Below are 14,887 nucleotides of genomic sequence, written 5' to 3' on the forward strand. Positions count from 1 at the left end.
TGTCGATAGCCGCTTAGGCTTTAGAGCAATTCCTTGAGCGGCGTTTCAGGATCGGCGAGCAGCGCTTTGTCGGCCGATTGAATGCCGTTTTCGAGCAATTTGCGCCCTTGGACATAGTCCTTCATCGCATTGACGCAGTCGAAGGCAATTGGGCGGCCTTCTTTTAGATAGATGATCGAAAATTTGCGCGCGGCAGGGTCGCCGCGCAGGATCGTCTCGTCGTAGTCGAGACTGAGGCCGACGGTTTGCAGTTTGAGATCATATTGGTTCGACCAGAACCATGGCAGTGCGTGATAGGGCTGTTTATCGCCCATGATCGCGCGCGCGGTCGTGTTCGCCATATCATGCGCGTTCTGGACCGATTCCAGACGGATCACCGCGCTATCCGCAAAATCATTCGCATGGGCGGCGCAATCGCCGATCGCATAAATGTCGTCCAGGGTCGTGCGGCAATAGACGTCGACATCAACGCCGTTTGATCCCGCTGCGCCTGCCGCGATCAGAGGCGCGACCGAGGGGATGATGCCAATCCCGGCAACCACCATGTCGCATTCGAGCGTCTCACCGCTCTCAAGCAAGACGCCGCTGGCCTGTCCGTCTGTTTCGGATATTTCTTGGACATTCGCGCCGAGGCGGATGTCGACGCCGTGACTGCGGTGCTCTGCGGCGTAAAAGTCGGATAGTTCTTCGCCAGCAACGCGGGCCAGCAGGCGGGATTGAGCCTCCACCAAGGTAACCTCGACGCCAAGCTTGCGTAGCACTGCGGCCGCCTCCAGCCCGATATAGCCGCCGCCGATGACAACCGCGCGTTTTGCGCCGCCCTTAATCGCGGTCATCATCGCATCGGCATCGCGCTTGTCCCGCACGTAGAAAACGCCGTGTAGATTTGCGCCGGGGCATGGCAGCCTGCGCGGATCGCCGCCGCCCGCCCAGATGAGCTTTCGATAGCCAATCCGGCTGCCATCCATCAGCGCGATTTCATGCGCCATCCAGTCAATTTCGGTGACCCCCTGGCCCAGCCTCAGGGTGATATCCTTGTCGGCCCAGAACTTCTCCGGCCGGATCAAGATCCGCTCAAACGGCTTGTCGCCTGCGAGATATTCCTTCGACAACGGCGGGCGTTCATACGGCGGAACGGCGTCGCGCCCAACCAGCACAATCGAACCCTCATGCCCCTGTTGGCGCAGAGCAATCGCCGCTTGCGCGCCGCCATGCCCGGTGCCCACGATTACGATATCGGCGCTATCCATGGCGCGGACGCTTGCCCCAAAATTGGCTTAGGTCAAGCGTCTTGCGCGCTTTGGCCGGGGTGATGACGGCTTAGGGATCAAGCAGATTGCGCGCTTGGCTGGCAATTTGCGCGAGCACCGCTGGCGCCACTGGTGTGTGCGCTTTTGCCCGGCCAACCATCGCCTTGAACTGGCGGATCGCGGGGGCATTGTCGCTCGCCCATTGCTCCACTGCATTCGCTGGATCAGCCTTGCCTTTCTTGCGCCGCACCAGCTGGCGCAGGAAATCGAGCCGCATCTGCTGATAATCGCGCGCGAGGCCAGCTACCAGCAAGCGCTCCCAAACATCGGAGGGTTCCATCAGCGCGGCTGTCGCTTGCGCCCAATCGAGGCCCAGGCGCACACCCATATCGGTGAAGGCGTCGGTCAGCTGCAGCGCCGCGACATCGGCGTCGCGCGCGAGCTTTGCGAGGCCAATCGCGCCGTCCATTTCGAACAGATGCACGACCTTTTTCGCCAGCGCCTCTGGCGCGCCCGCTTCGACCAGCTCGCTGCGCATTTTGTTTGCCTGTTGGCGCGATTCTCCCGCCAGCAGAGCGTCGGTGGCACCGTGCAATTCGTCGATCCCGCCGCGCAATTCCTCGACCAGTTCAGCGGGCGGCCGCTTGGCCGCGCCAGCGCGCAGCAGGTCTGCCATATGACCCCTCAGGGCGATGGCGACCCGCTCAAACAGCATGATGCGGGTGGTCTCGCTCATCTTGGCCGTGTCGAGCTCTTCCCAAATCGCGCGCGTTCCAAACAGGCGGTCGGCGGCGACAAAGGCGTTGGTCACCGCAGCCAGCGACGCGCCTTCTTCTTCGGCGAGTTCGAATGCAGGCAAAATGCCCATGCGGTTGATGATGCGATTGGCAAGCTCGGTCGCGACCAGCTCGCGGCTCAAGCGGTGCTGCTTGATCTGCCTCGCATAGTCCTTTTGCATCGGCTCTGGGAACATCGCGATCAGCGCGTCCTCCATCGCCTTGTCGGCAGACAGCGGGCTTTCTTCGATCGCATCTTGCAGGGCGAGCTTGGCCGATGACAGCAGCACGGCGAGTTCTGGCCGGGTCATGCCGTGTCCGTCGCCCGCGCGGCGGATCAGCACTTCGCTTGCGGCCAACCCTTCTGTTTTGCGATCAAGATCGGCCATATCCTCCAGCGTCTCGATCAGGCGCGTGTAAGATGCAGTCGCCTCGCAGCCGCCAGCTTCTGCAATCGACAGTGCGAGCGCTTGCAGGCGGTTATCCTCGAGCACGATTGCGGCGACCTCGTCGGTCATCGCCTCGAGCACGGCAACGCGCTTCTTTTCGGTCAGCTTGCCATCGCGCTTGGCCGCTGCCAGCGCGATCTTGATGTTCACCTCGTTATCGGAGCAATCAACGCTGGCCGAATTGTCGATAAAATCGGTGTTTACGCGCCCGCCGTTGAGCGAGAATGCGATCCGGCCCGCTTGCGTCACGCCCAGGTTCGCGCCCTCGCCGATCACTTTCGCGCGCACTTCAGCGGCGGTCACACGCAGGCCGTCATTGGCGGGATCACCCACGGCTGCATCGCCCTCGCTTTCAGCTTTGATGTAGGTGCCAATTCCGCCGAACCAGATCAGATCAAGTTCCGCCTTAAGGATCGCCGTCACCAGATCATCGGGCGCAATCTCGGCCTCTTCAAGCCCGAGCATTTCGCGCGCCTTCTTGGGCAGCTTGATGCTCTTTTGATCGCGCGCGAACACGCCGCCGCCGCTGGAGATTAGCTTGGAATTGTAATCCTCCCAGCTGGAGCGCGGCAGATTGAACAGTCGATTGCGCTCTTTCCAGCTTTGCGCCGGATCGGGGTCAGGATCGATAAAGATGTGCCGGTGGTCAAAGGCTGCGACCAGCTTGATCGCTTTAGACAGCAGCATGCCATTGCCGAACACATCGCCCGACATATCGCCGCAGCCCGCCACGCGGACGCTGTCGCTTTGCACGTCGATGCCCATTTCGAGGAAATGCCTCTGGACAGAGACCCAAGCGCCGCGCGCGGTGATGCCCATTGCCTTGTGGTCATAGCCGTTGGAGCCGCCGCTCGCGAAGGCATCATCGAGCCAGAAATCTCGGCTTTCTGCGATGCCATTGGCCACGTCAGAGAAGCGCGCCGTGCCCTTATCGGCGGCGACCACGAAATAGGGGTCTTCGCCGTCGCGCACCACCACATCCGCTGGATGGACGACCTTATCCTTCACGATATTGTCCGTGATCGTGAGCAAGGTGCGGATGAAAATCTCATAGCTCGCCTGACCTTCTGCGGCCCAGGCATTGCGGTCTTTCGCAGGTGATGGCAATTGCTTTGGATAAAAGCCGCCCTTTGCCCCGGTCGGCACGATGACCGCGTTTTTGACCCGCTGCGCCTTCATCAGGCCAAGGATCTCAGTGCGGAAGTCATCGCGCCTGTCCGACCATCTGAGGCCGCCGCGTGCGATCACGCCAGCGCGCAGGTGAATGCCTTCCACCCTGCGCGAATAGACGAAAATCTCCCGCCATGGCACGGGCTTTGGCAGGTCGGGCACCTGCGCAGAATCGAACTTAAATGCCAGCGCTTCGTCCGCGGCGTCAGCAAACGCATTGGTGCGCAGGATCGCGCCAATAACTGCATTGTAGAGGCGCAGCAGCCGGTCATCATTGATCGCGGAAACCTTAGCCAGCCCGCGTGAGAAATCGCCGCGAGCCTTCTTCTCGGCCTCTTCGCGATTGCCATCAAACTTGGGGTCATGGCGCGCGGCAAACAGCGCGATCATTGCTTTGGTCACTGGCACAGCGGCGGCCAGCGCATCAACCACGGTGTAGATCGTAAAACCCATGCCGGTCTGGCGCAGATAGCGATAGAAGGCGCGCAGCCAATTGGCTTCCCGCGCACTCAGTCCCGCTCCGATCACGAGCCGGTTGAATGGATCATCCTCGGCATTGCCATTGAGCACGGCGGCAATGGCCTGCTCGATAACGCCTGCACGCTCCAGCAGCGGCGCGGCCTCGTCCCCTTCAGGCAGAGCCAGGGTGAAATCATGGATCGAACCAAGCGCGCCCTCAACAAGCTCGGTCGGGATTTCGGTGATCACGCGAAAGCCGAAATTCTCCAGTGCTGGCACCGCATCAGACAATGGCAAAGCGCCGCTGCTTTGATAGACCTTGAGCCGCAGATTGTCGGCTGCATCACTGTCGAGATGGTACAAGCGCACATCGCGCAAGGCTGCGTCATCATCGCCGCTGGCGCGCGCGCTGAGCGCGCGGATCCGGCGGATGTCGGTCGCCGCCTCTGCGGTGCCATAGAGCAGCCGGTAATTGGCCGGAAAGGCTCCTGCAAAACGCGCGGCAATCGCCATGGCGCGCGCCGGGTCTTCGCTCTTGGCAAGGTGGCGCTCGACCCCCTCGCCCCAACCGCGTAGCATGTCCTCCAGTCGGCCTTCCAGCTCAGCCTCTTCCGGCATGGCTTTCGCTTCGCGAACATCGAGTACGAATTGCAGCATCGCCAGATTGCCGCCTTCAACCTCAAGGCTCCAATCAAGGACTTTTGCATCAGCCTCAGCGGTCAGCAGCTCCTGAATTTGCAAGCGCACTTGAGTGGAGAGCAGATCGCGCGGCAGCCAGACAAAGGCGAACACATGGCGGCCCAATTGCGAAGCGGCGAGCGACAAGCGCGGGCGCGGCCGATCAACCAGGCTCATCATAGTCGTTGCGAGGCGGCCAATATCCGCGCGGTTGAACGCGATCAGCAGATCATGCGGCAGCGCGGTAAAGGCATGGACCAGCGCTTTGCCGGTGTGCCCGGATGGGTTGAAGCCCAGCTCTTTGGTCAGCGTATCGAGGTTTTCGCGCAGATGCGGCACATTGGCGGGGGCAGAGGCGAGCGCGGCGCTGGTCCAAACCCCGGCATGAACCGACAGGGCCTCCACTTTGCCTTTCTTGCGGATCGCCACGATAAACAGATCAAGCGGAACGCGGCGGTGAACCTTGGCGGTGTGGTTCGATTTGATGATCAACAGCTCGCGCGTGCGGCCATCGGGGCGTTTCTGCCCGAACCATTTGAATGCCTTGTCGTAGGACGCATCGGCCAGCAAAGAGCGCGCGCTCTTGCGGCAAATTCCCAAGAGGCCCGATTGGCTGCCATCGCGGCGGCGGGTGACATGGCCCAGCTGGGTCAGCATCCCGCTGTTGAGCCACGTTAGCAGGTCTTTGAATTCCGGTTCTTCGACCCGTTCAATATCCGCTTCCATGGCGGATTGTACTTTGGGCCAATCGTTCACGGCGGCGCGGACATCACCCAGGGTCAGCCGCAGTTCTTTTAGCAATTCGCGGCGTTGGCGCGCATCAATCCGCGGCGTTTCGATATAGATCATCGATTCGCGCGCCTTGCCAGAGCCGAGCTCAGTGAGCTTGCCCGACTTGTCGCGCTTCACCGCAATGATCGGATGCACCAACCGGTCAATCGTGACCCCTTGGGCGGCGAGCGCGGAGGCAACCGAATCGACCAGAAACGGCATGTCGTCATTGACCAAAGCGATGCGCATAATGCGCCGCTCATCGGTTTCGGTTTCCATAACGAGCGAGGCGCGGTCCGTCTCGCGCTGCTCGGCGGCGGCCAGCAGGAAGGCGGTCGCCTCTTCCAGCGCTTGCTTTGCAAAGGGCGTGTCACCGGGCAGGATCGCATCGCTCAGCCGCTTTGACAGAGCGGTATGATGCTTGCTTCGGCGCGGATTACGCACCGATTTTAGCTTGGTTGAAGCTTTTCCTGCGAGCTTTTTAGCGGGTTTCGAAACCATCCTCGCCCCTTTGAAACAATATTATTCTTGAGCGTTCTTATGCGTCGCCGATACGCCTTGTGGATACGTTTGCGCAACCGTGTTCATTATCTAACTGCGCGATTTTTAATGCGGTTCAGCGTTAGGAGGTCAATGCGCCAGTGAGCGCCTGCATGGTGATTTCCAGCGAACGAATTCGCGCCGCTGGATCATAGGTCGCGCCGCACAGCATGATTTCGTCCGCGCCGGTTCGCTTGATAAAATCGCTGACTTGGCTTGCCACCATATCGGCGGTGCCAATGGCGGCGGCTTGGCCGATATGATCCAGCATGGCGCGCGCTGGCGCAGGCAGGGTGGAGGTGTAGTCCTCAATCGGTGGCGGTAGCTTGCCCGGATTGCCGCTGCGCAGGCGGACGAAGCTTTGTTGCTGGCTGGAGGCAAGCAGGCGGGCTTCCGCTTCGCTTGGCGCGGCAAAAACATTCATCGCCACCATCACATGTGGGCGATCAAGCGCGTCTGACGGCTCAAAGTCCCTGCGGTAAAGCTCCAGCGCGGCGTCCAAATGATCGGGCGCAAAATGCGCTGCGAAGGCATAGGGCAGGCCGAGCTTGGCCGCGAGCTGCGCGCCAAACAGGCTGGAGCCGAGCATCCACATCTCCGGCTTTGCGCCGAGGCCTGGGGAGGCCGTGATGGGCAGGTCGAGATCGCCGGTCAGGAGCGCGCGCAGTTCGGCCACATCCTGCGGAAAATACTCAGCCGCCTGATGCAGGTTTTTGCGCAGAGCGCGCTGCAATTCTGGACCAGCGCCCGGCGCTCTACCCAGACCGAGGTCAATTCGGCCCGGAAACAAAGCGTCGAGCGTGCCGAATTGCTCCGCGATTTGAAACGGAGTGTGATTGGGCAACATGATGCCGCCAGAGCCGATCCGGATCCGGCTGGTCGCATTGCCGATATGGGCGAGCACCACCGATGTTGCGCCGCCGGCGATGCCATCCATCGCGTGGTGTTCCGCCACCCAAAAGCGCTTGCAACCCACTCGTTCTGCCGCGCGCGCCAGCTCTGTCGCATCGGCCAAAGCCTCTGCCACGCTCCCGCCTTCGCGAACCGGGATCAGATCAAGCACGGAAAGTTCGGTCATGGCAGCCCTCTTGCTATTGGGCTGGCGTAGCAGGCCCCAGCTGTTTCAGATAGCCGCTAGCGGTCTTTGCCTGCGGACTATCAGGCGCTGTGTCGATCACCGATTGCCAGCTGGCGCGAGCGGCATCATCGCGCGCATCCAGCACTGCTATAACACCTGCCTCCAGCCCAATTTGTGGATCAAGCGGCGCAAGACCCGACGCCTTTTCAATCGCCGTTTGCGCCTCTGGCAATCTGTTTTCACGCCGTAGCAGGGTTGCTTTCAGCAGCCACGCCTCAGCATCGCCGGGCATCAGGCGCGTTGCATTGTCCAATTCAATGAGAGCTTCTTCCGGCTGATCAATCTCAACCAGGGCGCGGGCCATGTCGAGTGCTGCTGCTGCTTGAAGTGCACCAGATGCAGCGGTTTTGGCGTCCGTGCGTGCCTCTCTCAAAATATTATAGGCGTCAGCCCAAAGCGTGTTTGCGAGGGCGGCATTGCTTAGCCATAATGCCAAAACGCGCTCGTGCTCGCGGTTCATCCGCCGGTGTCTCATCGCGCGCTGCAGTGAAAGCGGCAATCGCATCGTCCCACAGGCTCAGCTTCGTTGCGGCCAGCCCAAGGCAATGATTGGCAATAACCCTTGCATCACCGGTTGTCTGGTTGCGCTCAATCTGCGCTTTGGTGTGCGCGCGGGCGGGGTCGCTTTCGACCAGATCAAGGCAATCGGCCAGCCAAATGCTGAGCGGATCGGTCGGCTGCGGCGGAGCAATTTCATTGGCGGTGCGCGGCGGACGATTGAGCAGCTCGTCGGGCGCGCCCTGGATCGCACCAGTGCTCGGGTTGGGACCGACCTGGAGCAGCATAAGGATGAGCGCGCTGGAAAAAGACACGTGGATGTTCGCCTAGTAAAATTGATCAACCGTCGCTTGCAGCAGCGCGATATCATTCTCGCGCGACAAGCGGTGATCGCCGTCTTTGACAAAGGTCACCTGTACATTGTCCGAACGTATCGCCTTGGCGAGGCGCAGGCTGATTTCCCACGGCACATCCTCGTCCTTTTGGCCGTGCAGCAGGCGAACCGGGCAATCAATCGCGACTGCGCTTTCCAGTTTCAGATTGGCCTCTCCGTCCGCGAAAAAGCCCGGATGCGTCGGCGTTGGCTCTGGCCCGTACGGATTGTCTTCATACAGCACCTCGCCCGCCGCCATCTGCGTGCGCTGCTCGTCCGTGAAGCCCCAAGTCGTAAAGTCGGGAGCAGGCGCGATGCCGATCATCCCGGTCAGCCGCTCGCCCAATGCCTCACCCGCCATCAGCATCAGCCAGCCGCCCATGGACGAGCCGATCAGCAGCACGTCGCCGTCCACATGATCCTCGATCAGCTTCAGTACTTCATCGCGCCAGCGGGACAGCGTGCCATCGGCAAAATCGCCATTGCTCCGCCCGCAGCCGGAATAATCGAGCAGCAGGCAAGCCCGCCCCATTTCCTGCGCGCGGGCGAACATGGCGGTCGCCTTGCCGCCGTCCATGTCTGACATATAGCCGGGCAGAAAGACCAAGGTTGGGCCGGTGCCGGCCGTGTGGCGAAAGGCTATTTTGCGCCCATCGCCAAATTCGTGAAATTGTATCTCGCTCATGCGCGCCCTCATGCCCGCAAGCGGCGGGTGCGCGCAAGAGGGCCGAAACTGATTCGAGCCTTAATCTGCGGGCTCTTCAAGAGCGCGGCGAAGCTCGGTCTCGAACAGCTCAGGTTGGTCAAACATGATGAAGTGGTAGCTGTCTTCGACTATTCGAATGTCAGCAGTGTCGAGCGATGCGTAAGCATCTCGGTACAGCGCCTCAATCCGCGATCGCGGAGCGAAGGCATTGCTCGCGGCGATAATGGTCGTGGGCGTGTTCATGTCTTTAAGCGCAGGGCGCAAATCGGTCGTCATCAGCGCATATATGGCGCTCGCAAAGGTCGCCCTATCACTGGTTATCGACCAATCGGCTATGGTGCCGTGGTACTCACTGTTCTTTACCAGTGACCGGACGCCGACTTGCTGAGTTTGCGCGAACTCCCCTGCGGATTGCCCGAGAATTTGCCTCTTGAACCCGTCGGCTTGCGCCGCGGCTGTTTCAGCCGTTGCTTGGGGTGAAAATAGGAGCGGAAAAAACGGTAGTGCATCGACGATCACCAATTTTTTGATCCGATCGGGATGACCTTTTGCCAGCTTGAGGCCGAGGAATCCGCCAAGTGAATGGCCTGCGTAAAGTGCGCTTTCAACCTTGTTGCAGTCGAGATGGTCGACAATCTCTTGGGCGGCCCGCGCAATAATCGTCTCAGGTGGCCCGTTTGGTGCACGACCTGCAAAGCCTGCAACATGCACAAGATGAACCTTGTAGCTTTCGCTAAGGGCGTCTTTGACACTGTCCCAAGTTGCCGGTGACGAGCCAAGTCCTGGTGTAAGGATCAGATCAGGGCCCGCACCGAGCGTTTCGTATGGCGGGCAAGCCTCCTGTGGCTGATCCGCGAGTGCGGGAGTGGACCCAAGGAATGAAAGGCCTGTGATAATGCTGGTCCAAACTTTCATTACTTGGCTCCTTCTCGTTGGAATATCTCTTCGATTGCAAGGCCGAATACGTCGGCGATTTTGAATGCGAGCGGTAGGGACGGGTCATAGCGCCCCTTCTCAATCGCATTGACGGATTGGCGGCTGACATCCAGCTGATCCGCGAGGTCTTGCTGGCTCCAATCGCGCTCTGCGCGCAGCACTTTGAGGCGGTTGTTCACACTGCACCCCACGCGCCATATTCGACGCGGTTTGATGCAGCGCCAATACCTAAGCCAGCGAACCATACCACGGCCCACCAATAGGCGTCGGCATGCGGGACCGCGTCAGCAATCTCGAGGAAGCCCCAGACGCTTGCGATGCTGAGCGTGATTGCGGTTGCGATCAGTGATTGACGGACCACCAGCATGCGAATGAACTCATCCTGCTCTTCGACGATAAGCCGCCCGATTGCCCAGAAGACACCGATGATCGCAAGGCCGGGCGGGATGGCCGCAAGAATGCGCCACGTATCGGCGATACCTTCTGCATTTTCGGCAAAGACCAACCCAGCCATGGCGAACATGTAAATCGAGGACGAGATCGCCACGCGCTTCAAATACCGCTTTTGCGCCTCACCTTTGGCAAAGCAGGCGTTGCCGCCGGCATCGACCCGGCGATTGGCGGATTTGATCAAAGGGACCATCATGACCATCGGCACGAGCATCAGGATTAATAGTGCTGTGCCCTCGATCGCGCCGGTCCCCGCCAGACCGCCAATCGCGGCATAAGAGACGCCCATGAGCGCACCCCAAAAGGCGGGGCTGCGGCCCATCACGGCTGCGTTCTTATCTGCTTGCTCGCTCATAGCAGGCACTTCGAATTGCTCTTGCAGCCGCCATTGAGCATGCCCATCGCCGCGCCGCTCAGGCCGCCGATGATCCCGAAGGATGCGCCGTTGCTGAGCTCGCTAGCGGCCAAGAATATCGCGGCGGTGATGATGATCACGGCCCATAGAATCGCTTTGTTTCGAATTGTCATTAGTAAAGCTCCCTTTCAACTATGGAAAGTATACTTGTCATTGATTCGTATGTTTGTCAAGCGCACTTTCCATAATGGAGCGGGTGCTTTCCGGTTGCTAATGCGAAACACGGGTAATGACATAGCCGTTCGCCGCGCCTATATCTGCGCTCATGGCCAACCGTGTGACTACCACCACCACTACCACCACCCCGGATTTCCGGGGCCGGTTGCTGTTGGTCTAATCCAGCCACACCCGCGCCCCGAACTTTCGGTTTCGGGCGGCGCGGTGTCAGCCTCCTGAAAAAGCAGAAAATACCAAGACACCGCTCTTCAAGCGCGCGCATGAGTGTGTCATGGGCGTGAACGCAAACGAGACGGAAGAACGATGACCGAACTGCTCAAGATCAGCCTGCCCGATGGCACCACGCGTGAAATGCCTGAAGGCAGCACGCCGGCCGATGTGGCCGCCGCGATTGGCCCTGGCCTGGCGAAGGCCGCGCTGGCGGCGCGCGTCAACGGCGAGGTGCGCGATATTGGCCGCCCGTTTGAGGGTGATGCGGAGCTTGAGCTCATCACCAGCCGGGATGAGGCCGATGCACTGGAACTGGCGCGCCATGACTTTGCGCATGTTCTGGCTGAGGCCGTTCAGGCGCTCTATCCCGGCACGCAGATCACCTTTGGTCCTGCGACCGATGATGGCTTTTACTATGACGTGATGGCCCCGGCTGATCGCGAGCCGTTCAGCATGGATGATCTGCCCGCGATTGAAGAGAAAATGCGCGAGATCATTGCCGCGGATAAGCCATTGGTGCGCGAAGTGTGGTCGCGCGCTGATCTGATCGCGAAATGGGAAGCGGACGGCGAGGCGTTTAAGGCTGAGTGGGCCAAAGAACTGCCCGAAAACGAAGAGTTGACGGTCTATTGGTCGGGCGAACCGCGCAGCGACGGCGCGTGGTTGGATATGTGCCGCGGGCCGCATTTGGCCTCCACCGGCAAGCTTGATCCCGCGGCGTTTAAGCTGATGCGGGTGGCAGGTGCCTATTGGCGCGGTGATCAGCGCAATGCCCAGCTGACGCGGATCTACGGCACCGGCTGGCTCAACAAGAAACAGCTGAAGCAACATCTGCACCGGCTGGAAGAGGCCGCCAAGCGCGACCACCGCAAGCTGGGCCGCGAGATGGATCTGTTCCACCTTCAGGAAGAAGCGCATGGCAGCGTCTTCTGGCACCCTAAAGGCTACCGGATCTGGCGCGAGCTGGAGGCCTATATGCGCCGCAAGATGGATGGCGGCGGCTACCGCGAAATCAAGACGCCTCAGTTGATGGATATCCGCCAGTGGGAGCAATCGGGCCACTGGGGTAAATATGCCGAAAACATGTTTGCCGTGCCCGACATGGTGCCCGAAGTCGACGAGGACGGCGACGGCCCGGCCAAGCCTGCGGTTGAAAAAGACGCTGATTGGATGGCGATCAAGCCAATGAACTGCCCGGCCCACGTGCTGGTGTTTAAGCAAGGCATCACATCCTATCGCGATCTGCCGATCCGCCTGGGCGAAATGGGCTGCTGTCACCGCAACGAGCCGCATGGGGCGCTGCACGGCCTGATGCGGGTGCGCCAATTCACTCAGGATGATGCGCATATTTTCTGCACCGAAGACCAAGTGGTTGAGGAGGTGCGCAAATTCTGCGAGCTCGCAAACGGCGTCTATAAGGATTTTGGCTTCACCTATCATGTGAAGCTCGCCACGCGTCCGGAAAAGCGCTTTGGCTCTGATGCCGACTGGGACAAGGCGGAGCAGGAATTGCGCGATGCCGTGGCCGAGGCGGGCATGGATAATGAAGAATATGGCTGGGAAGAGCTGCCAGGCGAAGGCGCGTTTTATGCGCCTAAGCTCGAATGGCACCTAACCGATGCGATTGGCCGGACGTGGCAAGTTGGCACGATCCAGGGCGACCGAGTGCTGCCCGACCGCTTGGATGCGACCTATATTGGCGAGGATGGCGGCAAGCACCGTCCCGTGATGTTGCACCGCGCGATCTTCGGCTCTTACGAGCGCTTTATCGGTATTCTAATCGAGCATTATGCTGGGCGCCTGCCACCATGGCTCGCCCCGGTTCAGGCCGTGGTTGCCCCGATTGTGTCGGACGTTGATGGCTATGCCACTAAGGTTATGGCCAAGCTTGAGGCGGCAGGCATCCGGGTCGAAGGCGATCTTCGCAATGAGAAGATCAATTACAAAGTGCGTGAACACTCGCTGGCGAAGGTTCCGTATCTGTTTGTGGTCGGAAAGCGCGAGGAAGAAGAGGGCACGATTGCCCTGCGGACCTTGGGCGAGAAGGACCAGCAGGTGCTGTCTTTGGATGATGCGCTGGCGCTGATCACAAAGGCCGCTACACCGCCCGATCTCAGCGCTTAATCGCATTTGACCGAATAGATCATGGACTGGCTGGCCGGGCTTAGCGCAGCGCAGATTGCGGCGGCATTTGCAGCGACCATTGGCGCATCTTTCGTGCGCGGGCTGGCCGGGTTCGGCATGGCGATTTTGCTGGTGCCGGTTTTGGCGCTCGCTTTGACCCCGGTTGAGGCGGTGATGATCGCCAATTTCCTGATGCTGTTTATCGGCATGTTGGAGATCCGGCGTCTGGTTCTGGGCGCTGAAAAGTCCGCTTGGATGATCAGCGCCCTGGTTGCGGTCACAACCGCGCCGGGATTGCTGCTCTTGTCAGTAACGCCGCCTGATCTTGCACGGCTGCTGATCGCAATGGTGGCGCTGTCCGCCTTTGCGCTCGTGCTCCTGCCTCAGCGTTCAGCCAGCGTGCCCGGGCCGGTTCAGACCGGTGTAACAGGTGTGACCAGCGGCATTCTCACCGGCTTTGCTGGGATGCCTGGGCCGCCGGTTGTGCCGTATTATGTCGGCCGGGCGATCCCGCGCGATACGGCCAAGGCATCGATGCTGCTGATCTTCACAATAGCTTCGATTGCGGCGATCATTTCAGGGTTTTTGACTGGCGTGATTGATCAGCGCGTTGTGCTGCTTTCGGTTGGGCTGTTTCCCGCTGTGCTGCTCGGCAATTGGCTCGGCGGTCTCGCTTACGGCCGGGTCAGCGACACGGTCTGGCGGAGCTTTGTTGGCCTGGTGCTGTTCGCCGCGGCCTTTGCGGCTCTCACCCGCCTGTTTTAGCGGACCCAGCGCGCGGCGAGCACCCGCCCGCCGTTCGGCTCGCGCAAAACCAGCGCATGTGCATCCGCTCCCGGCGTGGTGAGCCTGTCCTGGCGCAGCTCAACACTTGCTGTGCCGCCATCCCAGCGGGCGAGCACTTTCTCATCCAGCAGAACATTGGTGTAGGAAATGCGGCGTCCGCCGTTTTCTCCGCGGCCAATCGCGACGCTTTCCTCGCTCGATACCGCCATCAACACCAGCTCAGCGGGTTTCTCCGCCGTGCCGCTGAGGCCAATGCCATAGCCCAGTCCGCCCGCTGGCTTGATGCGGATGGCGGCGCTTTGCGAACCGCGCGCCAGCGCTATGTGGCGGCGGTTGACGCGCTCGTTAGAGCCAACTTGGCCAAGCTCTCCATCGACCACCAATTGCGGGGTGTAGACGCCGTTATATCCGGCGAGGCCGCGGCGTGCATAATCGCGTTGGAGGTTGGTGTTGTCTTTGCGCGCGAGCGTATCTTTCCAGCCCAAACGGTCCCAATAGGTGACCGGGCGAGCGATCACGACCAAGCTGTCTTCGCGCGCAAGCTTGGCTGAAAGCCGGTCCGCTGGCGGACAGGAAGAACAGCCCTGACTGGTGAAGAGCTCGAGCAGCACAGGCTCGCCCAAAGTGCCGGTTTGCTCAGGCGGGCTTTGCGCTTGGCTGAAATCTGGCGCAGCGACAGAGGCGATGGCCAGCGCGGCGGAACCGATGGCCAGACCGAATAGAGTTTTTGTCATGCGCGTCCCTCACAAGCATCTGCTGAGCATTGCAGGGATATTCGCGCCAAAGCGCTGCTTGGTTACAGCGAGGGGCGCTTAGAGTGGGAGTGGTTGACCGGCAAAGATCAACGCCGCACCGCATGCCAGCACGATGACTGAACGGGCGATATCGGCCGGATGGGCCGCTGCAACCTGCAAAGGCTTGCGAGTGATGGCGATTGCTTTGTCCATGACGGCTACGTTCGCGGGCAAATGCTAACAGGTC

At 60.5% G+C, this 14,887-nt stretch carries 14 protein-coding genes; 2 read left to right on the plus strand and 12 right to left on the minus strand.

The annotated features are described in order from the left end of the window. Positions 1-20 precede the first annotated feature (20 nt). The 10 genes from AC0V6U_RS14915 to AC0V6U_RS14960 all read right to left on the minus strand — a co-directional run bounded on the left by AC0V6U_RS14915 (position 21) and on the right by AC0V6U_RS14960 (position 10,722). A complete protein-coding gene (locus AC0V6U_RS14915) occupies positions 21-1,250 on the minus strand; it encodes an NAD(P)/FAD-dependent oxidoreductase (protein ID WP_472643916.1) in 1,230 nt (409 codons plus the stop codon). Between the two features lie 70 nt (positions 1,251-1,320). Beyond that, positions 1,321-6,054, minus strand: coding sequence for an NAD-glutamate dehydrogenase (locus AC0V6U_RS14920; protein WP_472643917.1), 4,734 nt, complete (start codon positions 6,052-6,054; stop codon positions 1,321-1,323). Positions 6,055-6,175: 121 nt separating this feature from the next. Next, the gene (locus AC0V6U_RS14925) at positions 6,176-7,171 is read right to left on the minus strand and encodes an LLM class flavin-dependent oxidoreductase (RefSeq protein ID WP_472643918.1); all 996 of its coding nucleotides are present in this window, start codon (positions 7,169-7,171) and stop codon (positions 6,176-6,178) included. A 13-nt stretch (positions 7,172-7,184) separates the two neighbouring features. After that, positions 7,185-7,535, minus strand: a complete 351-nt coding sequence (locus tag AC0V6U_RS14930) for a tetratricopeptide repeat protein (protein WP_486169514.1) — start codon at positions 7,533-7,535, stop codon at positions 7,185-7,187. Positions 7,536-7,617: 82 nt separating this feature from the next. Next, on the minus strand, positions 7,618-8,043 hold the full coding sequence (locus AC0V6U_RS14935; protein WP_472643920.1) for a hypothetical protein: 426 nt from the start codon (positions 8,041-8,043) through the stop codon (positions 7,618-7,620). Between the two features lie 12 nt (positions 8,044-8,055). Next, positions 8,056-8,787, minus strand: a complete 732-nt coding sequence (locus AC0V6U_RS14940) for an alpha/beta fold hydrolase (protein ID WP_472643921.1) — start codon at positions 8,785-8,787, stop codon at positions 8,056-8,058. Between the two features lie 60 nt (positions 8,788-8,847). After that, entirely contained in the window at positions 8,848-9,723 is an 876-nt protein-coding gene (locus tag AC0V6U_RS14945) for an alpha/beta fold hydrolase (protein WP_472643922.1), read from the minus strand. Next, a complete protein-coding gene (locus AC0V6U_RS14950; RefSeq protein ID WP_472643923.1) occupies positions 9,723-9,923 on the minus strand; it encodes a helix-turn-helix transcriptional regulator in 201 nt (66 codons plus the stop codon). Before AC0V6U_RS14950 ends, AC0V6U_RS14945 begins: the two co-directional genes overlap by 1 nt. Next, the gene (locus AC0V6U_RS14955; RefSeq protein ID WP_472643924.1) at positions 9,920-10,549 is read right to left on the minus strand and encodes a hypothetical protein; all 630 of its coding nucleotides are present in this window, start codon (positions 10,547-10,549) and stop codon (positions 9,920-9,922) included. The genes AC0V6U_RS14950 and AC0V6U_RS14955 overlap by 4 nt, the downstream gene beginning before the upstream one ends. Beyond that, positions 10,546-10,722 (minus strand): hypothetical protein, encoded by a 177-nt coding sequence (locus AC0V6U_RS14960; RefSeq protein ID WP_472643925.1) that lies wholly within the window; start codon positions 10,720-10,722, stop codon positions 10,546-10,548. The genes AC0V6U_RS14955 and AC0V6U_RS14960 overlap by 4 nt, the downstream gene beginning before the upstream one ends. Before the next feature lie 367 nt (positions 10,723-11,089). Between AC0V6U_RS14960 and thrS the strand changes: the two genes are divergently transcribed. After that, positions 11,090-13,120 carry a threonine--tRNA ligase gene (gene thrS / locus AC0V6U_RS14965; protein ID WP_472643926.1) on the plus strand — a complete coding sequence of 677 codons (2,031 nt, stop codon included), beginning with the start codon at positions 11,090-11,092 and terminating at the stop codon, positions 13,118-13,120. Between the two features lie 21 nt (positions 13,121-13,141). Further along, entirely contained in the window at positions 13,142-13,885 is a 744-nt protein-coding gene (locus tag AC0V6U_RS14970; RefSeq protein WP_472643927.1) for a sulfite exporter TauE/SafE family protein, read from the plus strand. On the opposite strand, the gene AC0V6U_RS14975 is transcribed toward AC0V6U_RS14970, so the two are convergent. Beyond that, positions 13,882-14,640, minus strand: coding sequence for a DUF1223 domain-containing protein (locus tag AC0V6U_RS14975; RefSeq protein WP_472643928.1), 759 nt, complete (start codon positions 14,638-14,640; stop codon positions 13,882-13,884). The two genes, AC0V6U_RS14970 and AC0V6U_RS14975, sit on opposite strands and share 4 nt — an antisense overlap. 78 nt (positions 14,641-14,718) lie before the next feature. Beyond that, the gene (locus AC0V6U_RS14980) at positions 14,719-14,853 is read right to left on the minus strand and encodes a hypothetical protein (RefSeq protein WP_472643929.1); all 135 of its coding nucleotides are present in this window, start codon (positions 14,851-14,853) and stop codon (positions 14,719-14,721) included. Positions 14,854-14,887 lie beyond the last annotated feature (34 nt).

It is taken from the genome of Erythrobacter sp. W36, assembly GCF_057364935.1.

What these genes read in the sequence shown, in the direction of transcription:
- AC0V6U_RS14970 (WP_472643927.1), top strand. Translation starts at nt 13,142, where the DNA reads ATGGACTGGCTGGCCGGGCTTAGCGCAGCGCAGATTGCGGCGGCATTT.
- AC0V6U_RS14960 (WP_472643925.1), bottom strand. Translation starts at nt 10,722, where the DNA reads ATGACAATTCGAAACAAAGCGATTCTATGGGCCGTGATCATCATCACC.
- AC0V6U_RS14955 (WP_472643924.1), bottom strand. Translation starts at nt 10,549, where the DNA reads ATGAGCGAGCAAGCAGATAAGAACGCAGCCGTGATGGGCCGCAGCCCC.
- AC0V6U_RS14930 (WP_486169514.1), bottom strand. Translation starts at nt 7,535, where the DNA reads ATGGCCCGCGCCCTGGTTGAGATTGATCAGCCGGAAGAAGCTCTCATT.
- AC0V6U_RS14925 (WP_472643918.1), bottom strand. Translation starts at nt 7,171, where the DNA reads ATGACCGAACTTTCCGTGCTTGATCTGATCCCGGTTCGCGAAGGCGGG.
- AC0V6U_RS14940 (WP_472643921.1), bottom strand. Translation starts at nt 8,787, where the DNA reads ATGAGCGAGATACAATTTCACGAATTTGGCGATGGGCGCAAAATAGCC.
- AC0V6U_RS14980 (WP_472643929.1), bottom strand. Translation starts at nt 14,853, where the DNA reads ATGGACAAAGCAATCGCCATCACTCGCAAGCCTTTGCAGGTTGCAGCG.
- AC0V6U_RS14920 (WP_472643917.1), bottom strand. Translation starts at nt 6,054, where the DNA reads ATGGTTTCGAAACCCGCTAAAAAGCTCGCAGGAAAAGCTTCAACCAAG.
- thrS (WP_472643926.1), top strand. Translation starts at nt 11,090, where the DNA reads ATGACCGAACTGCTCAAGATCAGCCTGCCCGATGGCACCACGCGTGAA.
- AC0V6U_RS14975 (WP_472643928.1), bottom strand. Translation starts at nt 14,640, where the DNA reads ATGACAAAAACTCTATTCGGTCTGGCCATCGGTTCCGCCGCGCTGGCC.
- AC0V6U_RS14915 (WP_472643916.1), bottom strand. Translation starts at nt 1,250, where the DNA reads ATGGATAGCGCCGATATCGTAATCGTGGGCACCGGGCATGGCGGCGCG.
- AC0V6U_RS14945 (WP_472643922.1), bottom strand. Translation starts at nt 9,723, where the DNA reads ATGAAAGTTTGGACCAGCATTATCACAGGCCTTTCATTCCTTGGGTCC.